Source organism: Solibacillus isronensis, from assembly GCF_023715405.1.
Taxonomy (GTDB): Bacteria; Bacillota; Bacilli; order Bacillales_A; family Planococcaceae; genus Solibacillus; species Solibacillus isronensis_B.
Window position 1 is genome coordinate 220,046 of record NZ_JAMBOC010000001.1, and the last position, 23,413, is coordinate 243,458.

Annotated in this window: 26 protein-coding genes and 2 riboswitches; of the genes, 22 read left to right on the forward strand and 4 right to left on the reverse strand. The window is 38.2% G+C overall.

The window, feature by feature from the left end:
* The first annotated feature begins 13 nt into the window (after positions 1-13).
* The 12 genes from M3166_RS01030 (at position 14) to M3166_RS01085 (ending at position 10,731) form a co-directional block, all read left to right on the forward strand.
* On the forward strand, positions 14-634 hold the full coding sequence (locus M3166_RS01030; RefSeq protein WP_285848676.1) for a precorrin-2 dehydrogenase/sirohydrochlorin ferrochelatase family protein: 621 nt from the start codon (positions 14-16) through the stop codon (positions 632-634).
* Positions 635-839: 205 nt separating this feature from the next.
* Positions 840-1,787 carry a sensor domain-containing diguanylate cyclase gene (locus tag M3166_RS01035; RefSeq protein WP_251686589.1) on the forward strand — a complete coding sequence of 316 codons (948 nt, stop codon included), beginning with the start codon at positions 840-842 and terminating at the stop codon, positions 1,785-1,787.
* Positions 1,788-2,032: 245 nt separating this feature from the next.
* Positions 2,033-2,683 carry an SIMPL domain-containing protein gene (locus M3166_RS01040; protein ID WP_251686590.1) on the forward strand — a complete coding sequence of 217 codons (651 nt, stop codon included), beginning with the start codon at positions 2,033-2,035 and terminating at the stop codon, positions 2,681-2,683.
* A 173-nt stretch (positions 2,684-2,856) separates the two neighbouring features.
* Positions 2,857-3,915 (forward strand): YkvI family membrane protein, encoded by a 1,059-nt coding sequence (locus M3166_RS01045; RefSeq protein ID WP_251686591.1) that lies wholly within the window; start codon positions 2,857-2,859, stop codon positions 3,913-3,915.
* A gap of 314 nt (positions 3,916-4,229) precedes the next feature.
* Positions 4,230-5,015 (forward strand): ABC transporter ATPase, encoded by a 786-nt coding sequence (locus M3166_RS01050; RefSeq protein ID WP_251686592.1) that lies wholly within the window; start codon positions 4,230-4,232, stop codon positions 5,013-5,015.
* Between the two features lie 51 nt (positions 5,016-5,066).
* The gene (locus M3166_RS01055; protein WP_251686593.1) at positions 5,067-5,531 is read left to right on the forward strand and encodes a DUF600 domain-containing protein; all 465 of its coding nucleotides are present in this window, start codon (positions 5,067-5,069) and stop codon (positions 5,529-5,531) included.
* Positions 5,532-5,761: 230 nt separating this feature from the next.
* The gene (locus tag M3166_RS19460) at positions 5,762-7,159 is read left to right on the forward strand and encodes a polymorphic toxin type 15 domain-containing protein (RefSeq protein WP_353056563.1); all 1,398 of its coding nucleotides are present in this window, start codon (positions 5,762-5,764) and stop codon (positions 7,157-7,159) included.
* 14 nt (positions 7,160-7,173) lie between these two features.
* Positions 7,174-7,728 (forward strand): T6SS immunity protein Tdi1 domain-containing protein, encoded by a 555-nt coding sequence (locus M3166_RS01065; RefSeq protein ID WP_251686595.1) that lies wholly within the window; start codon positions 7,174-7,176, stop codon positions 7,726-7,728.
* A 60-nt stretch (positions 7,729-7,788) separates the two neighbouring features.
* Positions 7,789-8,628 (forward strand): hypothetical protein, encoded by an 840-nt coding sequence (locus M3166_RS01070; RefSeq protein WP_251686596.1) that lies wholly within the window; start codon positions 7,789-7,791, stop codon positions 8,626-8,628.
* A 36-nt stretch (positions 8,629-8,664) separates the two neighbouring features.
* Positions 8,665-9,378, forward strand: a complete 714-nt coding sequence (locus M3166_RS01075) for a PoNi-like cognate immunity protein (RefSeq protein WP_251686597.1) — start codon at positions 8,665-8,667, stop codon at positions 9,376-9,378.
* 247 nt (positions 9,379-9,625) lie between these two features.
* A complete protein-coding gene (locus M3166_RS01080) occupies positions 9,626-10,096 on the forward strand; it encodes a toxin-antitoxin system YwqK family antitoxin (RefSeq protein WP_251686598.1) in 471 nt (156 codons plus the stop codon).
* 98 nt (positions 10,097-10,194) lie between these two features.
* A complete protein-coding gene (locus tag M3166_RS01085; RefSeq protein WP_008405106.1) occupies positions 10,195-10,731 on the forward strand; it encodes a hypothetical protein in 537 nt (178 codons plus the stop codon).
* A gap of 394 nt (positions 10,732-11,125) precedes the next feature.
* Here the strand turns inward: M3166_RS01085 and M3166_RS01090 are convergent, their stop codons facing one another.
* Complete coding sequence (locus tag M3166_RS01090) at positions 11,126-11,755, reverse strand: hypothetical protein (RefSeq protein WP_251686599.1); 630 nt, start codon at positions 11,753-11,755, stop codon at positions 11,126-11,128.
* A gap of 197 nt (positions 11,756-11,952) precedes the next feature.
* On the opposite strand from M3166_RS01090, the gene M3166_RS01095 reads away from it, so the two are divergent.
* The gene (locus M3166_RS01095; protein ID WP_251686600.1) at positions 11,953-13,143 is read left to right on the forward strand and encodes a M14 family zinc carboxypeptidase; all 1,191 of its coding nucleotides are present in this window, start codon (positions 11,953-11,955) and stop codon (positions 13,141-13,143) included.
* Positions 13,144-13,186: 43 nt separating this feature from the next.
* Here M3166_RS01095 and M3166_RS01100 read toward each other — a convergent pair whose 3' ends face one another.
* Entirely contained in the window at positions 13,187-13,471 is a 285-nt protein-coding gene (locus M3166_RS01100; RefSeq protein WP_008405110.1) for a hypothetical protein, read from the reverse strand.
* Positions 13,472-13,667: 196 nt separating this feature from the next.
* Between M3166_RS01100 and M3166_RS01105 the strand changes: the two genes are divergently transcribed.
* A complete protein-coding gene (locus M3166_RS01105; protein ID WP_008405111.1) occupies positions 13,668-13,820 on the forward strand; it encodes a YpzG family protein in 153 nt (50 codons plus the stop codon).
* A 64-nt stretch (positions 13,821-13,884) separates the two neighbouring features.
* Here M3166_RS01105 and M3166_RS01110 read toward each other — a convergent pair whose 3' ends face one another.
* Complete coding sequence (locus M3166_RS01110; protein WP_008405112.1) at positions 13,885-14,046, reverse strand: hypothetical protein; 162 nt, start codon at positions 14,044-14,046, stop codon at positions 13,885-13,887.
* Between the two features lie 134 nt (positions 14,047-14,180).
* Between M3166_RS01110 and M3166_RS01115 the strand changes: the two genes are divergently transcribed.
* The gene (locus tag M3166_RS01115; protein ID WP_008405113.1) at positions 14,181-14,384 is read left to right on the forward strand and encodes a hypothetical protein; all 204 of its coding nucleotides are present in this window, start codon (positions 14,181-14,183) and stop codon (positions 14,382-14,384) included.
* Positions 14,385-14,462: 78 nt separating this feature from the next.
* Here the strand turns inward: M3166_RS01115 and M3166_RS01120 are convergent, their stop codons facing one another.
* Positions 14,463-14,903 (reverse strand): cell wall hydrolase, encoded by a 441-nt coding sequence (locus M3166_RS01120; protein WP_008405114.1) that lies wholly within the window; start codon positions 14,901-14,903, stop codon positions 14,463-14,465.
* Positions 14,904-15,108: 205 nt separating this feature from the next.
* On the opposite strand from M3166_RS01120, the gene M3166_RS01125 reads away from it, so the two are divergent.
* From M3166_RS01125 to M3166_RS01155, 7 genes are all read left to right on the forward strand, one after another.
* Positions 15,109-16,365, forward strand: a complete 1,257-nt coding sequence (locus M3166_RS01125; protein ID WP_251686601.1) for a glycoside hydrolase family 18 protein — start codon at positions 15,109-15,111, stop codon at positions 16,363-16,365.
* 121 nt (positions 16,366-16,486) lie between these two features.
* Positions 16,487-17,467 (forward strand): NAD(P)H-dependent flavin oxidoreductase, encoded by a 981-nt coding sequence (locus M3166_RS01130; protein ID WP_251686602.1) that lies wholly within the window; start codon positions 16,487-16,489, stop codon positions 17,465-17,467.
* A 137-nt stretch (positions 17,468-17,604) separates the two neighbouring features.
* Positions 17,605-17,703, forward strand: a riboswitch (TPP riboswitch).
* Between the two features lie 66 nt (positions 17,704-17,769).
* A riboswitch (TPP riboswitch) is annotated at positions 17,770-17,868 on the forward strand.
* A 75-nt stretch (positions 17,869-17,943) separates the two neighbouring features.
* The gene (gene tenA / locus M3166_RS01135) at positions 17,944-18,636 is read left to right on the forward strand and encodes a thiaminase II (RefSeq protein WP_251686603.1); all 693 of its coding nucleotides are present in this window, start codon (positions 17,944-17,946) and stop codon (positions 18,634-18,636) included.
* Positions 18,614-19,357, forward strand: coding sequence for a hydroxyethylthiazole kinase (gene thiM, locus M3166_RS01140; RefSeq protein WP_251686604.1), 744 nt, complete (start codon positions 18,614-18,616; stop codon positions 19,355-19,357). Before tenA ends, thiM begins: the two co-directional genes overlap by 23 nt.
* The gene (gene thiD, locus M3166_RS01145; RefSeq protein WP_251686605.1) at positions 19,354-20,166 is read left to right on the forward strand and encodes a bifunctional hydroxymethylpyrimidine kinase/phosphomethylpyrimidine kinase; all 813 of its coding nucleotides are present in this window, start codon (positions 19,354-19,356) and stop codon (positions 20,164-20,166) included. Before thiM ends, thiD begins: the two co-directional genes overlap by 4 nt.
* Positions 20,150-20,767, forward strand: coding sequence for a thiamine phosphate synthase (gene thiE, locus M3166_RS01150; protein WP_251686606.1), 618 nt, complete (start codon positions 20,150-20,152; stop codon positions 20,765-20,767). Before thiD ends, thiE begins: the two co-directional genes overlap by 17 nt.
* 125 nt (positions 20,768-20,892) lie before the next feature.
* Positions 20,893-23,256, forward strand: a complete 2,364-nt coding sequence (locus tag M3166_RS01155; protein WP_251686607.1) for a bifunctional 2',3'-cyclic-nucleotide 2'-phosphodiesterase/3'-nucleotidase — start codon at positions 20,893-20,895, stop codon at positions 23,254-23,256.
* Positions 23,257-23,413: the final 157 nt, after the last annotated feature.

Consider the following 23,413-nt stretch of genomic DNA (forward strand, 5'->3'; position numbering starts at 1 on the left):
GATGTTTCCGATGATGGTCAACATAAGAGACAAAAAAGTGGTTGTAATTGGAGGTGGAAAAATCGCGGCTAAGCGGATCGAGTCGTTATTACGCTTCCAACCGAATATTACAGTCGTAAGTCCAGTGCTTGAGGAACGTTTGCATGCCTTTGTTGAAAGTGGTGTAATCAAGTATATTGCAAGATTCTTTCAAATTAGTGATGTTCAAGGCGCACTTCTCGTCATTGCCGCTACAAATGATGCAGCGGTAAATCAACTGGTTAAAGAAAACAGCCACCCCTATCAGCTCATTAATATTGTCGATGATCCGGCAAATAGTTCGTTTCATTTTCCGGCAATATATGAGAAAAATGAAATTACGATCGCGGTGACGACGAGTGGTATAAGCCCAATGCTTGCCAAAAATCTGCGGGACGACTTCGCAGCAATTGTAGATGGGATGGATCCGGAGTATTTATTGTTTTTAAAAGAAGTCCGGCATCTGGTGAAAGAGGGTCAATTTACAAAAGAACAGAAGCGTATTCTGTTAAAGGAATGCTTGGAAGAATGTTATCATTCCAATTCTATACAACGGTCAATTTTTATGGAAAAGATTCTAGATTTATACTATCACCGCCAAAAAAATAAAAGATAAATTAGGGAGCAGTTACAATTGACTGCTTCTTTTTTATTTCTGTATTTATAGAAAAACTGGGTAAAGCAGTAGAAATCTAATTATAGATAAAGACATATTTATTTATGTTACTATTAATGGAAGATGATAAATCTTTACTATAAAAACTTTGAATGTTTCCATAATCTATAACTTCAAACGGATATTCTGGAATGGAGGTAATTTCATGGTGATACCAATGCAGGAATTACAGATGTATCAAAATTTTAATGAACTCGCCAGTGATGTATTAGAACTAGCAAAAGAAATTATGCCTGACAAACTGATTTATTTAAGTTCATTCACCGAAAATGAGCAAGTTATTCTTCGGCTTTCAAATGCAGATTCACATATTTTATTATCTGAAGGAATGGCAATTAAGCTTAATCAAACGGCTTGTAATCAAATTGATTTTGAAAATAATCAACCGTTAATATATGAAGATATCAGTAAAGAAACGGATTTTGAAGAGCTGAAAAAAATAAGCGAAAAAATTAATATTAATTCCTATTTGGGTATCCCAATTTCCCTTACAAATGGGGAAAAGTTTGGCACATTATGTGTGGTACATCAAGATGCTGCTCATTTTGATACAAAAAGCATCAGTTTGCTTCAAAAGGTAGCGAAGATGTTTTCATATTATTTAATGTTGGAAAAACTGGCCTATAAAGATTCTTTGACAGGACTTTACAATAGAGAGTTTCTTTTCGCGTTTTTCAAGGAATATTCAGAATTAGGAGGGGCTTTATTCTTTCTTGATTTGGATGGGTTTAAAAAGATAAATGATCTGTATGGCCATGATGCAGGGGATCAAGTTTTAAAAATTGTATCTTCAAGAATTAAAAAATTTATAAAACATCACGAAAATGTATTTGCAGTGAGGTTGGGAGGAGATGAATTTATTATAAATTTACCTCATATTTCTTCTAAAGAAGAAACTGCCAAACAGGCTGAAATACTTCTTGAGTATCTCAATACATGGGATAACGAATATCAACTTTCAGCAAGTCTTGGCATAGTCCATTATACGGCAGAAGATACATCTGCTCTGGAAACGATCCTAAAACATGCGGACAAAGCTCTATATCAAGCAAAAAATGCGGGTAAGAACACTTATAAATTTTTTGAAGCTTAATGAACTGCACCCCAATTGTCAGAAACATCTCAATTGGAGGTGTATTTTTTTATGACTAAATTCAGTGCAAAGGAAACGCTATCAGTTAATCGAGCTTTATGCTTTGAACTTTTCTATTGAACAATAAAATGTTGATGTAGGTTGAGGGACTGTTTGGTTGTTGCAACTCACACACATCTTTACACAACTCCAAGGAATGAAGTGCATAGTATAACAGAAACCGGCTATAAGAAAGGTGGAAGCTCTTGTATCACCCACAAATGATGTTTCAACCAGTCGCCAGTATACGGGAATTGACTGTTACTGGGAATGGTGAAATTATTGCTCAGCCTGATTATGCGCAAGTGCAAATCGAAGTTCGGACGCAAGGGGAAGATGTCAGCACGATTCAGCGGGAAAATGCGGTCATTATGAATCGTGTAATAGACTCACTAATCGCTTTAAAGATTCCAAAAGAATCGATTCAGACGGCTGCTTATAATATCTTTCCAACCTACGATTTCATAGATGGAAGACAGGTGTTAAGGGGCTACGAAGTACAAAACGCCATAACAGTGAAAATAGCCGATATTGGTCAAGTAGGTTCGGTAATTGATACGGCAATTCGAAACGGAGCAAACCATGTATCTGCTATCGAGTTTAAAATAACGGATACAGATGTTTACTACAGGCAGGCACTTCAGTTTGCCCTGATTGATGCCGTGGGGAAAGCAACAGCTATGGCTAAAACGATGGGCGTTACATTACACATGGTGCCGGTGGAAATAATCGAAGAGCAAACGATTGCTCCAATTCCGTATAAAGCGATGCAGTTAAGCAGCCAACAGGTAGTGACACCGATAGAACCTGGCACAATGACAGTAAGCGCATCAGTTCGTGTAAAGTTTAGTTATTAGAAAATTTATATTACATTCTATAATACTTTAACCGTCTAGAAAAATAGCGGTTAAGGTATTTTTTTATTGCGGCGATATTCATTCAAATTCTCTTCTTTTTATATTCAAGCATGTTTTCTATATGCCTGTACATAAAGTATCTATGATAAATAGAAATATAAAGAAGGTGCGAATTGAAAAAGAGTATTCAAATTGCAGGGGCGTTTGTCAGTTTAGTTGTCGGTGCAGGATTTGCTTCAGGACAGGAAATAATGCAGTACTTTACAAGTTTTGGGTTAATGAGTGTTTTTGGCTGTATTGTAGCAACAATTATTTTTACGATGTTGGGGATGACGCTTGCACAGATTGGTTCAGATTTGCAGACGACTTCCCATAAGGAAGGTATTCATTTTATCGGTGGACGCTTTTTTGGTCCGGTACTGGACCAGATGATTTCCTTTGTGCTGTTCGGCATTGCGGTTGTTATGCTGGCTGGAGCAGGCTCTACTTTTAATCAAATGTACAGTGTGGATGCTTCAATAGGAAGCTTGTTTATGGCAATACTTGTTGTAATTACACTGATGCTTAATGCAGAAAGTATCATTAAAATGCTGGCGGCTCTTATGCCATATTTACTCGGAATCATATTTATTCTATTAATTTATTCATTGTTTACGATGGAATATTCAGTGAGCGAGCTGAATGTAATCGCGAAAAGCCAGCCTTCTGCATCACCACATTGGTTTTCCAGCGCCGTTATATATGTTTCTTATAATATTGCGGCAGGTGCGGCAATGCTTATTGTAATGGGGGGAACGGCAACAAATAGAAATATTGCTAGAAGAGGCGGCGCGTTAGGAGGCATCATACTAGGGTTACTCATTTTACTAATTAATGTAGCTTTATTTGCCAAAATGGATATTGTGGCCGGAGTCGAAATGCCGACACTGGAACTTGCTAAACAAATTCATCCTACAGTTGGAATCATCATGTCCTTTGTGCTGTTAGCCATGATTTACAGTACCGCTGTAGGAACTCTTTATATACTGGCTGTTCGAATAGTAAAACAGGACCGTTTTGCATTTAAGGTCGTTATCAATCTCCTGTGTATTGTTGGCTTTGCGATTAGCTTAGTCGGTTTTACAACTTTGATCAGTAAGTTGTATGTCATCATGGGGTATTTAGGAATAGTTCTGATTCTTTTTATCATGATTTCAGCATTATTCAAATCGAGTGGTCGGAAGGTGAGTTGAATGCCGAAGACTCCTTAGTAGCCGCAAGATTGTCAGAAAGACCTGAAGTATATTAGTCGGCTTTTTAATATCAAGATGTCAAAGTGAGTTCTGAATTTGCTATTAAATAATTTATGGTTAAGAACTTACTTTGATTTCATTGGAAAATGAAAGGACATAGGTTATTAATATTTTCAAAATGAAGATACATAAAATGAGATAGTTTACTTATTTAAAATTTAATACTTAGTATAAACTCCCTCTTTTATTGGATCCTTATTGACCTGATTAATTAAGGTTATATAGTATTGAGATGAAATGGAGGTATTCACCGCATGCTAAAAAAACTATCCGAACAAGATTTCGCAGTATTACGAGGACCACTGGAGTCTGGTAGACAAAGTCCGAATTCGTTGGCATCTGTGCTTGTATTAGGGATTTTCCTGCAGGCACTGTTTTTCTATCTAACTTATAATATTGCAGGTAAATACACAATCTATCCAAATTTCGAAAGCATTAAAACAATTCATATGTGGCTTACAGGAATCATTATTTTATTGTCCCTTCTATTCGCTATTCCTGTCGTTTTTAAAAAGATGGAGAAGCTGCAGTACTTCCTGTCGATTATCATGACACAAAACTTTTCCGTATTTTTCTTCCTGTCCCCATTATTTCTTTTAGGGGAACAGGACGGTGCAACAGTTGAATCGCTACTAAACTTAACTTGGATTACACTTTCCATCACAGGCCTGTTGTTTATCGCTACATGGATCCGCTTTTATTTACTTCTTAAAAAAGGGCATTACCGGACAGGATCAAGAAGTGAAGAAATACGTGGTAAATTTGAAACGAAATCGTATATTCCGATTGCAATCATCGGCAGTACAGCGCTTGTTTTTCTTATCCAATTTGTCATGAAAACAGGTTCGTCCGATTTATTTGAAACAATCATGCTTGTCTTTTTACCATTCGGTATTTTTTATACACTCATTTTCGTATTGCCGGAGCAGCTAGTCATACTCTATTGTAAAATCCGATTTAAAAGCTTCAACTTTGATATAAACGGTTATCTGAACACGGGAAGAGCAGTCAAAAATAATAGAAAAGTAAAACAAAGTTAGGAGGACATGGTCGTATGAGGTTTACAAGTATAGAGAATTAGGGGTGTTTATGTGAAGGTATTTGAGGATTATTTTTCAGAATTACAAACAGACATGGTGGCTATTTGTTTAGAGTACGTCGATAATAAAGCAGATGAGATCTTTATTTATTGTTCATATGAACCCAAAATGTATGTTTTTGATTTTTTCTATAAAATTAATGGTAAGGTTGTTCATAACCATCCACTCAACGAGACTGTAAAAGGATCGAATAGTCCACAAAATCAGGTTTATGATGTTTCTAAAGAAAGACAAAAGGCTGCACTAAGAATTGGTAATCAAAATTTAAAGCATATTCATAAAAAATGTGAAGAGTTCAAAAAAGATATGCCGACAGAAATGAAACTTTATTATAATGTAAAACAAAATAGCTTAAAAGGAAAATATAGATATGAGTTAGTTTATTCGAATGATGACAAACTATTACCAGATGATATTTTTGATTTATGGTTTGAAGAAGTGAAGGGAAATAATTAGTAAAACAAGACCTTGATTGGCTATATGCCTTTCAAGGTTTCTTTTTTAGGTGAATACCTAGCGCCGAATAAAGCGCTATTATTTTTAAAATGTAGATAACCCCTGTATCCCTTTCCAAGCCTTGAAGTTTACATTCGTTGTAAAAATCGTGCTCTTATTTTCGTAAAGTACATCGATTAACTACAGGAGAAATAGCACTTTCATTTCTCGAACCGAATTAGTCGGGCTTTATTCGCCAAGCAGCATTGGAAGGTGAAATCGAGCAAGGCCTTAATCGTGCCAAACAAGTGACAGAAGAGCTGACAGATGAAGCCAATAATATCATGGACCAAGTGTCAGATATCGTGAGCTTGCCAAAATTGGATGATAGTGAAGTCCATCTGGGTGTACATGACGCGAAACGACATCGGGACGAAACCGTTGAAAAACTCATTGAATTTGACGTATCCCAAACAGATGCATTAACGACAATTCAAACAGACCTGATGCATATGAAAACATGGATTACCAACATAGAAACGATGATGACAGAAGGGGTAACAGATGTTAACTTCCCGGCAGAACAATGGCAGTCATTCGCTAGTCAGAATCCGTTAATGATTGCACTGGCCTATCGAACGCAATCGCTGGATCAAGTGATTAATATGAACCCACTATTTAATCCTGGAGGAATCGGAGGAGCGAATCCGTATACCCTCCCTGGTCTTTATCAAAATGGTCAGCAGCCTTTAGGTACTTTCGGTCTCAGCGGTGCAATGGTTTCAACGAATTTTGTATCATTTATGAAGCAACAAGAAAAAGAAATCGTAAAAGAGCTTTCCACTACAGCCACAACAGTAGATAATGTGAAAGATGAGGGGAATGGTTTTCTTAATTTCCTAGGAGATGTCGGAAGTGGTGCTACAAAAGTCGGAAAAGGTTTGTTGGATTTCTTAATATTGGACGATGTGAACACGCTCGCTGACAAAGATGCATCATTACTAGATAAAGGAATTGCGTTAGCATCCTTCATTCCAGTAGGAAAAGTTTTGAAAATCCCGAAAGCGATTGATAAAATTGTAGATAGTAATGTGGGTGCGGTTGTTAAGAAGAGTGATGTAGATGAGGTTGTTGGTAAGGGGAATATAAAGCATTTACCAAGAATAAAAGAAGTTGAAGTTAATTTTAAAAGAAATGATAAACATGACTCCGAAGAATTTGCAAGACAATTGAAAGACCAAGAAAAAGGTATGAATGAACTTACAGTTGATGAGTATTTGAAAAATCGTGAGAAGTATATTGAACAAGGGCGTGCAATTGAAGGTAACGCTGCCCAACAAGCAGCTCGAGAAAAAGCATTAAATAAAAAGATAGAAGAATTGTTCGAAAATGGTATGTCATGGGAAGAAGCGGAGAAAAATGCAAATAGTTGGTTGAAATCGCAAGCAGCCCTCCATAATCCTGACCAAATTGCTGGAGGTAAACCGCTAAATATTGGTGGTATGGGAGATAAAAGAATAAATTCATCAATTGGATCACAATGGAAGTATAGAATTGATATTGTCGATGAACAAATAGGTGAACTAACTAAATCATTGACATCTGATCAGCGAAAGAATACTTATTTAAATGTTAAGCTGACACATTAGAGGAGGTTAACAATTTGAGCTTATTTAAAGATTTTAAAAAAGTAAGTGAAGTTGAGGAATATACAATTAATAAATATAAGAATATGGTCCCAGAAGCTTTAATTGAAGTATGGAAATCATATGGGTATGGTACAATTATGAATGGATACTTAAAAATAATAAACCCTGATGAATTCAGCTCTTTAGTAAATGAGTCTTATTTAAGAAGTAAAGGGACAATACCTATTTTCAGTACATCCATGGGTGATCTAATACTTTTTGAAAAGGATGAAAATCAAGAATCCTATATTGTAACAATAAACTACCGAAAAGGTAAAACAAAAGTTGTAGCTTCAAAATACTCCTTGTTTCTAAGATTTTTAGAGGAAGAGGCTTTTAGACAGAAGGCTTTAGATTGGCTTCCTTATCCAGAAGCAATAGAAAAATATGATGAACCAGAGTATGATGACTGCTTTGGCTATACTCCTTTACTAGGTTTAGGTGGAGCAGAAAAAGTAGAGAATCTAAAAAAAGTCAAATTGAAGGAACATATTCGTATTATTACTGAATTTATGGGTCCAGTGCAGTAATGTACAGGAAATATGGTTAGAGTTAACTATGAGCACTTGATTGTCTATATTAGGCGACGAGTGCTTTTTTATGTTTTCAATATTCATACCGATGTTAACTTCCCGGCAGAACAATGGCAGTCATTTGCTAGTCAGAATCCGTTAATGATTGCACTGGCCTATCGAACGCAATCGCTGGATCAAGTGATTAATATGAATCCATTATTTAATCCTGGAGGAATCGGAGGAGCGAATCCTTACACACTTTCGGGTCTTTATCTAACCGGTCAACAGCCTTTAGGTACTTTCGGGCTCAGCGGTGCAATGGTTTCAACAAATTTCGTTTCATTTATGAAGCAAAAAGAAAAAGAAATCGCAAAAAATCTTTCCGCTACAGCCCCAAAAGTAGATGATGTAAATAAAGCGGGGAATGGTTTTCTTGATTTCCTAGGAGATGTGGGAAGTGGCGCTACAAAAGTCGGAAAAGGTTTGTTGGATTTCTTAATATTGGACGACGTGAACACGCTAGCTGATAAAAATGCTTCGGGCCTTGCTAAAGGTATTGCGTTAGCATCCTTCATCCCGATAGGAAAAGTTTTGAAAATCCCTAAAGCAATTGATAAAATTGTTGATAGTAACGTGGGTGAGGTTGTTATGAAGAGTGACTTGGATGAGGTTGTTGGGAAGGGTTCCGGTAAATCCGGAAAGGTAAATCAGACGCAATTAAAGATTATAGATGAGGTAGAAACCAGAAAGAGCTCTTTAAAAACCAACAAACATAAAGGGAATTACGGCGAAATGAAGATGGTTGTTCATTATGAAAGCAACGGCTATAAAGGCATCGACGGTGTTTATGAAGATTCAAATCCTCCGCCACAATTTATAATTGCAGAAGCGAAATGTCTTAGAATCAGTCCTTGACTCTGCTGAAAAAGTGAAAAAATAAAGGAGCTACTTATGAGAGATAAATTAAAAGATCGAGAATATTTTAATGGTTATATAGATTATCAAAATCAACGAATAGATAAATTTGAAGGTTTATTAGAACAATTAATAAATGAAAAGGGAACAGAATTTAAGGGAGTTAGAACGGGCAAGTTATCCCTAGTGAATTTTTATCTCGATAAGATGAATGCTTTGTATTCTCTAGGGGCCCCCGTTAAAGAAATAAAGCAGTTATTTCCTAAGGTTATTCAGTATTTTACAGATATATGGAATAAAGAAGGCAGTTATTCAAATTTATTAAAGATAGTGTCTTTAGCAATTTTATTTAACATTTCTAAAGATCAGTTAAAAGGTTTATTAGATTTAATAAAAAAAGAACAGTTAGATGATAAATTGATCGATTTTTTAGTGCAGTATATTGATTTAGACTGGGAAAATAACGGATCGGAATACCTGTTTTCAAATCCATATGGATATGTTCAAAATATTATTGAGGCGGAAAATCAAAATACAGCTTTGGAGTTGTTAAAAGTTTATCTGGAAAAAGAATGGTATAAAGGGCACAATGAAACAGGATGGTATGAATCGCATAAAGGCAATAAAGATATCTATAGTGGCTATTGGAGCTATGAAAGTGGTGCAGTTGCAAAAATCCTTCGATTAGATGATACGCAATTAAGAGAAGGTCCATACTATCCTTATGATTTGGTTCATTTTGAAGAATGATAATATAAATATAATTCATTAATATAGCACCTTGATTGGCAATTGCCTTTCAAGGTTTCTTTTTTGTGGGTCTGCCCAGTAAAATGGAAAGTGAGGCTTGTAATTATTTTTATAAAACATTACTGTAATTTTGAGCATATCGTAAGGTCGGATAAGAAATTAAAACTAGCTGGTATGATAATGCCGACCTTCCTACATTGAAATTGTATTACTGAAGGATTTGAATCTAGTTCAGAGGTGAAAAAAGGTGGAAAATAAAAAAGATATACTAAGTAAAGAATATGTATTAAATCATGGTATAAATTTTGATGAAGAATTATGGTTTACCTCGTACGGCGACGAAGTACTAGACAATCCAGAAGATGAGGGCGGAAAACCTTTTACAGGTTTGGCTTACGAATTATATGACAAGGGTAATATTGCGTATTATTGTTATTATAAAAATGGCTTTAAAGAAGGGGATTATATCAAATTTCACAATAATGGAAAAGTGAAATCTTCAGATTACATGGTAAAAGGACAAACGAGGGGTATAAGAAAAATTTGGTATGAAAGTGAAGAACTTAAATTTTTGGGAGAGTATAAATTTGGTATTTGTTTGAAAAATACTGAATGGGATAAGCAAGGAAACATAATCGGAATAAAAGATACCCCGACAAAAGATGAAGTTGAACTAATTGCCCAATTTTCTGAAGATAATGAGGATGTATATGTTTGACGAAAATATATTAATCGAGGGCATTTTAGTGATTTCTAAGTAATGATTACAGTTCGAAAACGTTGAGTAAGAAAAATAATAACACGGAGTTGAAACATATGTTATTAGTACCTAAAGCACTTGAGAATATTATTGTAGGGGTATTAATTAATAATCATTTCAAATGGTATGTTTCCAAAAAAGATATTTGGTTTTTAGATAGAAAAAAACTAGAAGAGGCATATAAAAAGAAATTTAAAGAAATGGGAATTGCATATACTGGTCCATTTATCGAAGAAGATGATGAAAGGAAAGGCATAGATATATTAGATGAGGATTCATATGCAGAATTTGCGCCAAGGATGGCAAAGTATGCTGTTTCAGCAAAAGAATTAAGAGAAAGGCTTAAGTTAAATTTACTTACTGAAACGAAAGAGGATACTTTTTATAGTTTTATGCCTTCTTTATTCGTAAATTTCGATAAAAGAGGGTTGTACTCCCTTTATTCAGAACCAGCTTCCTACGAGGATTTTGTACCTGAAAATTGGACAGGACGCTACGAAGATTTTTTATCATACATAGATAGAGCAGAAAAGTACTGGTATGATGAAAATGAGATTGTCCTATTAAATTTTGAGGGAGGCAGTTGCAATTGACTGCTTCTTTTTTGTTATCCATAATTATTCGGACGGATAAATGAGCACCGGTAAAAGGGTAAGAAAAACAAAAGCCGAATGCGCTAAGAAAGCGAATTCGGCTTATTTGTGCACAACAATAGCTGCCTGGTGGAGCCACAGACGGTCATGAATCGGCATACCTAAACCATGATCCAGGATTTGAATGAGCTTTATCATTTGAACATTGAGCTTTAAAAGTTAAGAGCTTTGAATTTTGATATTTCAGCTTTGACCTTTATGCTTTGAACTTTTCTATTAAAAATTCATCTATTAATTGTAGGTTGAGTGACTGTTTGGTTGTTTCAACTCGCACACAGTCAAAGCACGAGCGCCGATCCGTTTACTGTTTTCGCTACGCTATGCAAATTATTAGTTAGATCTCAATAAATGTTGTGGCATTTGATTCTGATAATACAGCGTCTACTTCTGACTCAAATTCCTCGATTTTCGCTGCAAGCTCGTCAATGGTTTTCTTTACTTGCATCGGGTCGATCAATTCATATTCATTACGCTTCATAAAAGTATCAGTATGAAGCTTCACTTCGTCTGAGGATGATTGCTTTTCCTTGCTGCCCAAAATATTAATCAGGTAATTTTCAAGCTTTTCTGGAAGGGCCTCATTCGCAGCTGTTACTTCGTCGATTGCTTCAAAATATTGGCGGCGTAGATGATTCAGTAAATCCTTCTCATATGCAATTGATTGTTTACGTTCAATTGCTTCAGCCACTGTCATTTCATTTACTCCAATTTTAACGATTGTTTTAGCATTTGATTCGACAACGAGTGCTTTTAGTTTATTGCGGTATTGAATAAGGCTTGTGACTTTGTCATACGAACCTTGCATTTCTTTTTTGTATTCATCAATAGACATGCCTTCAATTTTTTCGTTGCTTTTTCGGTTTGCTCGAGCCAGCACTACGCGGTACGTAGCCGATTGGATCCGTTCACCAAGCATTTTTAACTCAGATAGTGCACGATGCAGCGATATTCTTTTCGTCTCCATGATGAACCTCCATACAATAAAAATTTAGTAGATTCTACTATAACATAATGTTGCTCTCCATTTCATCTATATAGGGAAATATTAGGGGATAGAGAAAGTGTTTGACGGAAATAAATCCGTTTTCTCGAAACGTGTTAATAATCATTCCCCCCATTCATATACTTTCCTATTGATGATTTTATTGAGGGAGGAGCTTTGTGGAGATTTTCGTAAGACCGGGTGATTCCTTTTGGTATTATAGCCAAGTTTTTAATCTTCCTTTTCAGCTGATTCTTGATTCGAATCGGAATCTGAATGCACAGGCCCTGATGCCCAACCAACCCGTTCAGATTCCCGGTTATGTGACAAGTCAGTATACGGTTCAACGGGGAGATACAATTTGGTCGATTGCACAAAGAATCAATATGCCGATGGATGCGCTTTTTCTGCTCAATCCGGTACTCAATCCATACGTACTTCAGGTCGGTCTACGGTTGCGGTTACCTGTTCGTGTAACATGGAGAGTTGTGAATGGTGAACAGGATTACGATTATAGGGCAATGGTGCAGGATATTCGGTCATTGCAGGCAATCTATCCGTTTATAGCAAATGAGCCGATCGGCAATTCCGTATTGGAAAAAGAAATTCCGGGGCTCACGATTGGGAACGGGCAGAAACGTGTTCATTTTAATGCTTCTTTTCATGCCAATGAGTGGATTACGACGTCGATTGTCATGACGTTTCTTAATGATTATTTAATTTCGCTAACGAATAATGCTTCAATACGAGGGCTATATACATTGCCATTGTATATTCAAACGAGTTTAAATATTGTGCCAATGGTAAATCCCGACGGAGTAGATTTAGTGCTGAACGGACCTCCGGAAGATGAAACAATTCGTAAAAACGTAATCGAATGGAATAATGGTAGTACAGATTTCTCGGGTTGGAAAGCGAATATTAATGGGGTTGATCTGAACGACCAGTTTCCTGCTGAATGGGAACGGGAAAGAGAAAGAAACCCGAAAACGCCTGGGCCGCGGGATTATGGTGGGAAAAGTCCGCTATCGGAACCGGAATCCATTGCAATGGCCGATTTGACAGTAGAGCGGGATTTTGCTCGGGTTTTGGCTTTCCATACACAAGGTCAAGTTATTTATTGGGGATTCATGGGATTGGAACCTCCTGAAACAGAACAGCTTGTCAATGAATTTGCGAGGGTAAGCGGATATGAGCCTGTGCAGACAATAGAAAGCTATGCGGGTTACAAAGACTGGTTTATTCAAGATTGGCGCCGCCCCGGATTCACCGTTGAACTGGGGCTTGGAACGAATCCTTTACCAATCAGCCAATTCGGTGAAATTTATGAAGAAGCATTAGGGATTTTTTTAAGTGCATTATATATGTAAATAAAGTCCCCCCGTTACGTCCTTAGAGGTAACGGGGGAACTTTTATGAATCCCTCAAGGTTTCATCAATTTCAAGGATGCTTTGCTTTAGCTCATCTAGTTTGGATTTATTCTGCTCGACAATATCCAAATGCTCCTGCCTTTGCTCTGCATTGGCAAGTGCATTTTCGGTACGTTCCATTGAATTAAAAGCATGTTCCACCGCAAATTCCTCCGGGTGGGACATTGCCTGTTTTACTGCACGTTCTGTTCGTTCAACGGAGTTGGATAATAAAGTAATCGGGTGATTTTGTTTCCAGCTAGGTGTACCTGAACTTTTTTTAGCCACTGTTCCTCATCCTTTCTTGCGAAAATTGACTGATTCACACGTTTAGTATTGGTGGATGCAATGATTCCATACGCGGAAGAAATTCGGAATTGTTAGGAAATGTGTCGATATCAATTTTTATCTTTATAGGGAATAACTGCAGCAAGTACAGCCATACTAAAATTGATTCACTTTTAAACATAGGGAGGCGGAACGAATGGATAAGAAGGGTTTCACAGATCCAAAATCTAAGAAGATCCACCAAAACTGGGCGAGCGACAAGCATCAAAAGTCTCAAATCAAAGGGGAAACAGAGGTAACTCTGCATAACCAGATTTTGAGAATTAATGCGAAGGCGAGACAGTTCTAACCTTTGTCTTGAAGTAAATCAGGCCTTCATTCCAGTACATACTGGAATGAAGGCCATTTACATATCAATACATTTTTCTTTTTCCTTTTTTTGCTTGCTGATGGAGCTCGGTTAGTTCATTCGCAATTTCTTCCTTTACTTTGTTTGGTGCAATTTTCATGTTTTTCGGTGTTTGCGGTAATGATTGTTTATTCGTTCCTTTACTTTTACTATCATCTCTGCCCATTTAAATGCTCCTTTCAATATTGGTTCCTTCTTAATATGGCTTTACAACTTTTTTTCATTACAAAAATTGAGGAAGCCTGAAAAAAGCATAAAACCTCCTATCCTGAGCACATTAAGCCAGTAGGAGGTGATGAAATGAGCAAAAACAGTAAAGAAACGATGAATACGCGAACACATAATCCTTTTTCTACCTATAAAGAATTACACCGAAATACAACAAGTCACAACCGGAATCCTGAAGATAATACAGCGGAATTTGCCGAAGAGTTCGATTCGAAATTAAAAAATAAAAATAATAAAACAAACCATGATAAAAACCAGCAATCCAATAAAAAGTAACGGATAAAGAAAAATGAAAAAGCCTCGCTACATAGAATGTACAAGGCTTTTTCTTATATAGCTGGGCAATAGGTAAATCTAGCCCATATAAACACTTTCACATGTTCCTGCTATAGGCTCATAGAAACAATGCTGTTTAAATTGACCTGTAAATGGTTGATCGTACCAAGTAGGAGGACATGGGCCGGATGGGTTAAAATACCAAAGTGCATATTTCGCCGGATGGTCTCGCCAATAGTCCAGCGTCTGTCTTGCTAATCTTCTTTCAGTCTCTCTAGCCCTCTGATAAAACATGTTTCCTTTTTGTACCGCCTCAAAAGAATAGTTATTGCCCTGTACTTGGAAAATAACCTGCTCGATTGTTCTCACATCATTAAAATCCAGGCATGAAGCAACAGCTCGGTTCACAATTACATTTCCGACATACAGCATCCCTTGTTTTCCTTCACCTTCAGCCTCAGCCCGCATCATTCGTGCCATCAAATCCACATCGGAATCCCGGTATTTTACTCTTGGCATTTTTTCACCTCACAACTATAGTATGAAACAGTTAACCTGGTTGCGCATATGAATGAATGAAAATGTATAATATTGTTTTTTGTCATGGTTACTTATATATTTCTAACCTATCTTTCCGCATTAATACGGTATATAGTTCATAAATTAGTACATAGGAAAAGGAGGACGGACAATTCAAATTCATGTAGTACAACCGGGAGAATCATTGTGGGCAATCGCACAGGCTTATGGAACAACGGTGCAGAGTTTAGTGGAAGCCAACCAAATTCCGGAGCCGGCCCGGTTAGTGGTCGGGCAAGCATTGGTCGTTCCATTGAAAGGGCAGTATTATATTGTACAGCCAGGGGATAGTTTATGGTCAATTGGTCAACGTTTTCAGGTGAATTATTTAACGCTCGCACAAGCAAATGGCTTGAATCCAGATGCGTTGCTGATGATTGGCACCTCATTGTATATACCGGAACCAACTAAAAGGTCCGCAGAAATTTTGGCATATGTAGAACCAAGAGGCGATGAAATAAGTGATACGCTGCTCGACCAAGTTCGGGAGGCAAGTCCTTATTTAACGTATTTAGCTATTTTCAGTTTTGAAGCAAGACGGGATGGTTCATTAAAAGCGCCTACAATTAACCCATTACCGGAAATTGCTGAACAAAATAATACAGGAATAGCAATGGCAATCACTAATCTCGAGGATTATCAGTTTAGTGCTGAGCTAGCACGTGATATTTTCCAAAGTGTTGCTGTTCAAAATTTACTGCTGGACAATATCATTGCTGAAGCAAAGCGTATCGGAAATATTTTGGATATTCATTTTGATTTTGAACGGATTGCACGCGATCAGCGGGAAGCTTATAATAATTTCCTCCGAAGAGCTGTCGAGCGTATGCATGCGGAAGGATATACCGTTTCTACCGCATTGGCTCCAAAAACGAGAGCCGATCAGCCAGGGGAATGGTTTATGGGCCATGACTATAAGGCGCACGGCGAAATAGTGGATTTTGTTATGTTGATGACATATGAGTGGGGCTATTCTGCTGGACCTCCAATGGCCGTTTCTCCGCTGCCTCAAGTCGAACAAGTAGTACAATATGCATTAACAGAAATTCCTGCAAATAAAATTTTACTTGGGCAAAATTTGTATGGTTACGATTGGACATTACCTTTTGTACAAGGAGGAGATTACGCAGAAGCGATAAGCCCGCAACGTGCAATTGAAGTGGCCAAACGCTACAACGCAGCAATCCAATTTGACTATACAGCACAGGCACCCTACTTTAACTATTATGATGAGCAAGGGCGTTCACATATTGTCTGGTTTGAAGATGCGCGTTCGATTCAGGCGAAGTTCGATTTAGTAAAGCGATTAAATTTGCGCGGAGTCGGCTATTGGAAGCTCGGTCTGCCATTCCCGCAAAATTGGCAGCTCATCGGGGCTAATTTTAATGTAGTGAAGAAATAGCAAAAGGAAAGAAAGTCAGATGAAAAAACATCTGACTTTTTGATTGTCATCTAAATTAAGAAGGAGATTTTATTGAAGCTGATGAAGTATTAGTAGTAGCTGAATAAAAGGGGGATTATAGATGGGGAATATTCCGGAAATTTTACAAAACTTACGTATCCCAGTAATCGGGGCACCATTGTTTATTATTAGCAATCCGAAATTGGTCATTGAACAATGTAAGGCAGGAATAGTCGGGTCAATGCCTGCGTTAAATGCAAGACCGGCAAGCCAGTTGGATGAATGGTTAGCTGAAATTACAGAGGAGTTGGCCAGCTATAATGCCAAAAATCCGGATCAGCCGGCTGCGCCATTTGCCATTAATCAGATTGTTCATAAAACAAATGAACGTCTGGAACAGGATATGGAGCTCTGTGTGAAATATAAAGTTCCGATTATTATTACTTCACTTGGGGCACGTGAAGAAGTATTTGAGGCAGCTCATAGTTATGGAGGCATCGTTTTCCATGATGTCATTAACAATCATTTTGCAAAAAAAGCGATTCAAAAAGGTGCAGACGGCATCATTGCTGTAGCAACAGGTGCAGGTGGCCATGCAGGTCAGCAAAGCCCATTTGCGCTCGTACAGGAAATCCGTGAATGGTTTGACGGTCCATTAGCTTTATCAGGATCAATCGCACGAGGACATTCGGTATTGGCTGCACAGGCGATGGGGGCTGATTTTGGCTATATCGGTTCACCATTCATCGCGACCGAAGAAGCGTTTGCTCGTCAAGAATATAAACAGATGATTGTTGATAGTACTGCAGAAGATATTGTATACAGCAATTTATTTACAGGAATCCACGGGAATTATTTGAAAGGTTCTATCATGAACGCGGGGATGGACCCGAGTAATTTAAAAGAAAGTAATCCTTCAGCAATGAACTTTAATGATAATACCGCAAAAGCCTGGAAAGATATTTGGGGCAGCGGGCAAGGAATTGGCGCGATTAAAGAGATTACTTCCACAAAACAATATGTCGATAAACTGGCCGAGGAATATGCTCAGGCTTATCAGGAACTGACTGGTAAAAGATCTGCAGTAACCCATTTACAATAGATGTCAGCGCATCATTAGTAACAAAATTTCTACTAACGATGCGCTATTTTGTGAATTTGTTATTGAACTATTAATTTCGTAATTTTGTGAATTCACTTGCCCGGTTCGAATTAATTTGTTACACTCGGGGTAATTAAATGCATTTGCGGGGGGACACATCAGTGTTGAGAAGGTTAAAACCTGACCCTTAGAACCTGGCCGTTAATACGGACGTAGGGAGCAAAGTACACGCTATACATATGTACTTACTTTGGCTCCGCGTATCTTTTACGTGGAGTCTTTCTTTTGCAAATACACAAGCATTTGATTTGCGGGGGGACACAGCAGTGTTGAGAAGGTTAAAACCTGACCCTTGGAACCTGGCCGTTAATACGGACGTAGGGAGCAATGAAAAGTGGTACGTACACTTTTTGGGGACGTCTCTCTATATTGAGGCGTCTTTTTTGTGCTTCCGCCAACAAAAAGGAGGAGTAACAATGGGATTTTGTGAAAAGGTAAGGAAAGAAACGGATTTTTATTGGGAGGCTAGCTTCTATCATCCTTTTGTACAAGGGATTGCAGATGGGAGTTTACCGCTTGAAAAGTTTAAGTTTTATATGCTGCAGGATGCATATTATTTAAAACATTATACGAAAGTTCTTGCTCTTGCAGCTGCAAAAGCGACTACGGATGACGATGTTCAATATTTTCTGCAAACAGCAAAATTTATTCATGACGCAGAGCTGGAGTTACACCGTACAACGTTTAAAGAATTAGGTGTGACAGCGGATGATTTGGAACAATTCGAACCGGCTCCAGCAGCCTATAACTATGTAAGCCATATGTATAATGCAGTGCATAACGGAGATGTAGCAGAAGCATTTGCGGCAATCCTGCCATGCCCATGGCTGTATCAGGAGATTGGGCAAAGGTTAAAAGATGCATGCCCGAATGTCCCTCTTTATGAACAGTGGATTGCATTATATGCTTCCGAGGAGATGCTTCAAAATATTGAAGTACAAAAATCGATGCTGGATCGATATGCGGAAGAACAACCTGCAAAGCTAAAAGTATTGCAGGAGCATTTTAAGAAAAGCTGTTATTACGAATGGATGTTCTGGGAGATGCCTTGGACAAAGCAAAGCTGGGAACAAGGGGTGTATATAAATGAGTCTGCAAGTAATTCATAAAAATCAACCGTTAGTACATTGCATTACAAATTATGTCGTCGCAAACTTTACAGCGAATGGTTTGCTGGCGGTGGGTGCTTCACCAGTAATGGCGGATGCAATAGAAGAAGTGGGGGAAATGGCTGCCCAGGCCAATGCTTTGCTTTTAAATATGGGCACTTTGAATGAACGGACAATAGAGTCGATGAAGAAAGCAGGACTTAGCGCAAACATGCATAATACTCCGCTTGTTTTTGATCCAGTAGGTGTAGGGGCAACGAAGTTTCGAGCGGAGACAGCACAACAATTGCTCGACCTTTTAAAGATTAATGTAATCCGTTGCAATATTGGAGAAATGGCGGCTCTGGCGGGAGTAAATTGGGCGTCTAAAGGTGTGGATAGTGGCAAAGGAGATATCGATGTTGCAGTGACTGCCAAAAAGTTGGCTAATAACTATCAATGTATTGTGATCGTAACAGGAGAACAAGATGTTATTACTGATGGGATAAGAGTGGAATTTGTAGAGGGTGGTCATGAAAAGGTGACAAAAATGACGGGGAGTGGCTGCTTGCTTAGTGCCTTTTGTGCAGCGGTGCTTGCAAACAGTAAAGAACCGTTTGATGACTTACTAACGCTACTGAATGAATATAAACAGGTAAGTGCCAATTCTGTTGCAGCTATAGGAAATTTCCACACAAATTTCTTGAATCAACTAGAGAATTTAGCGGAGGGACGAAAATGATTACATGTACGATAGCAGGATCGGATAGCGGTGGCGGTGCCGGGATTCAAGCCGATTTAAAAACGTTTCAGGAACTCCGTGTATTCGGTACATCAGTAATCACCGCATTAACCGCACAAAATACTGAAGGAGTGCATGGAATTTTTCCGACAACGGCTGATTTCGTTCAAGCTCAGCTAAAGGCAGTACTTCAAGATTTCGACGTAAAGGCAATTAAGACAGGGATGCTGTTTAGTGCTGAAATTATCGAAGCCATTGTGACTTTACTAAAAAATACGGATATTCCGCTTATCGTTGATCCGGTCATGATTGCAAAAGGCGGTGCCAGTTTGCTAGAGCAGCAGGCAACAACAGCTCTTAAAGAAAAGTTATTGCCGCTCGCAACCGTTTGTACCCCGAACATTCCGGAAGCGGAAATCCTGACTGGTTATACAATACAAAATGAAAAAGATATCAATTTAGCGGCGCATGATTTATTAAGTCTGGGGCTGGAATGTGTAGTCATTAAGGGTGGTCACTTAAACAGTAAGCATGCGACAGATACGGTTTTCATTCGCGGGGTGCAACCATTTAAAATGAAAACCGAGCGGGTGGATACGAAACATACTCACGGTACAGGATGTACATTTTCTGCAGCGATTACCGCGGAAATGGCAAAAGGCAGATCGATAGAGGCAGCCATAATAGAAGCAAAAAAATATGTGCAGCTTGCAATCCGTCATCCGCTTAATATTGGTCATGGGTTTGGTCCGACAAATCATTTCGCCTATCATGAACAGCGGGGGATGTGCGATGTCCATGTCTTTTGATTTGAATAAATATTTTGTGATGGGAACGGCCAATTGTAAACGCGAACCATTGCTTGTTTTGGAAGAAGCTTTACAGGCAGGTATTACGATGTTCCAACTGCGAGAAAAAGGAAAAAATGCATTAAAAGGCGATGCGTATGCAGAGTTTGCCCGTCAATGCCAAAAGCTGTGCCAAACATATAAAGTGCCGTTTATTATTAATGATGATGTCGAGCTTGCACTAACATTAAATGCAGATGGTATTCATGTAGGGCAGGAAGACACCGGTATTGAACAATTTAGATTCCTTGCAAAAAATAAAATCATCGGTGTATCGGTTCATACGATGGAGCAACTCGAAATGGCCATTGCAAATGGGGCGGATTATGCGGGAATTGGTCCAATTTATGAAACTTCCACAAAAGATGATGCGAGAGCACCAGTAGGGCTGACGTTACTGGAAGAAGCGAATTCTCAGTACACTCAATTCCCTATTGTAGCAATTGGCGGAATCTCTGTTGAAAATAGTTTCATTGTAAGACAAACCGGAGTAAATGGAGTCGCCGTTATTTCGGCAATCAGTCATAGCGATAATATAAAAGAGGCTGTAAATTCACTATAAGTTAAATTCTGTCATATAAGTACTATTTTGATTGTAATAACCTGTACCAAATTACTCTTTTCTACTATTCTGGCAATTTAGTATGATAGTTCTGTTATACACTACAGAATATGGGAGTGAAAGAAATGTTGAAAAAACTATCTGCTTCAGCCTTAACGCTAACCCTTTTAGCAAGTGGCATGTCAGCAGTTTCAGCGGCACCAGTCTCTACAAATGAAGATATGACGCGTGGGGAGTTTGTGAAGGCCGTAATCGATGCATTGGGGGTAGAGGTCGGTACGGGTCAGTCTGTAAAATTTCAGGATGTACCTGATTCACTTAAGCCTTATATTGAAAAAGCGGTGGAATTAAAGTTAATTAAAGGAAAAACTCCAACTAAATTTGCACCAGACGAAAAACTGACACGCACACATGCATTCCTTATTGCGGCAAGAGGATTGCAGGATAAGGAAACATATTCTGAAAAGGTATTGGATCAGTTTAAAGACGCAAACAAAATTGGACAAGGCAATCGCCAGGAAATGGCGAAAGCGGTAGCAACAGGATTACTGACAGGCTTTGATGACGGAACGATTCGCCCGAATGATTTTGTAACAAAAGCTCAAATGCAAAAAATTCTTCAGCGCTTTTTGGAAGAATACAGTCCGGTAAAGGCAAATACGACGGTTTCTTTACGTATTTTAGGAACGACGGATATTCACACAAATATTGTAAACTATGATTATTACAAAGATACGCCAACGAACAGTTTAGGTTTGGCAAAAACTGCGCTACTAATCGAAAAGGCGCGTGAGGAAAATCCAAATACAGTGCTGTTTGACAATGGAGATGCAATACAAGGAACGCCACTTGGCTCGTATATTCAGTCAGTAACGAAATTAAAAGACGGGGAAGTTCATCCATCGATTGCTGCGATGATCGCACTTGATTATGATGTAGCGACATATGGTAACCACGAGTTTAACTACGGTTTGGAATTTATCGATGAAGTAACGGATGATGCCCCATTCCCGTATGTAAATGCCAATGTGCGTAATGCAACGACAAAGGAATTAATGTATAAGCCATATGTCATGATTGAAAAAGAAGTAGTCGATTCAAACGGTGAAAAAACGTTGATTAATATTGGGGTAACAGGTATTGTGCCACCTCAAATTTTAAAATGGGATAAAGCAAATTTAGAAGGAAAAGTAACAGTCGATGATTCCGTAGAGGCTGTTAAAACAGTCGTTCCGCAAATGAAAGAAGCAGGAGCAGATGTTGTCGTAGTACTTTCACACTCTGGTATGGGAGATGCTACACATGAAAAAGGGGAAGAGGATGTATCGTATTTACTATCTACAATTGAAGATGTGGATGCAATCATTACAGGGCATGCCCATGGCGTATTCCCTGGTAAAGTGGATAGCTCTATAACAAATGTGGATATTGAAAAAGGAACAATGAACGGCAAGCCGATTGTTATGGCCGGTAAATTTGGTAGCCATTTAGGGGTCATTGATCTAGAGATTGAGAAAAAAGACGATGCATGGGATGTTACAACAGGAACGGGCGCGGTGCGTGAAATCGCAAAAGATAATGATGCTGTCAGCGCTACGGTTGTAGAAAGTGTAAAAGAAGCACATGAAGGAACAATTAAATATGTGCGTCAGGCAGTAGGGACAACGACAGCGAACATTCACAGTTACTTCTCGCAAGTTCAGGATGATCCTTCTATTCAAATTGTAACAAATGCCCAGTCAATCTATGTGAAAGAAAAGTTGAAAGGTACAGCGTATGAAAACCTTCCTGTCCTGTCAGCTGGTGCACCATTCAAAGCCGGAACAAGAAGTGATCCAGAATACTATACATTTGTACCAAAAGGTGAGCTTGCAATTAAAAATGTAGCAGATTTATATTTATATGATAATACACTTGCGATGCTGAAGGTAACAGGTGCAGATGTGAAAGAATGGCTTGAAATGTCTACAGGACAATTCAATCAAATAGATGCAACAAAATCAGAAGAACAGCAATTAATCAACGCCGAATACCGTTCATACAATTATGATGTTATTGACGGTGTGACGTATGAAATTGATGTAACAAAACCGGCAAAATATGATGCAAGTGGAAAAGTTGTAAACGAACAATCATCACGTATTGTCAATCTGCAATATAACGGGAAGCCAATTGATGCAGCACAGGAATTTATCGTAGCGACAAATAACTATCGTGCGAATGGTACATTCCCAGGTGTTCGTAATGCGACAGCGGTTGAAATTTATCCGGATGAAAACCGTCAGGCAATTATCGACTATATTTTAGCCGAAAAAACAATTGATCCGACAGCAGATGGCAACTGGAAGTTCGCTCCGATTCCGGATAGCGTAAACGTTGTATTTGAATCTTCTAAAAAAGCAGTTGATGTATTGGATGAAAACAGCGCTATTAAGTATATTGGAGACGGTACAGACGGCTTTGGCAAGTATGGTTTAAAAACAAAATAATTTTAAAAATGCCTGTAGGCGAAGAATTCCTTTCTTCTGTCTGCAGGTTTTTTTGTTTGTTTTAAATGACTGTCACGAGTAAGAATTAATACCGGTAAGTAACTATTTTTTTTAGAAAACCTTTTGACATAGTAACAACCTGTTGTTAATATTGAGT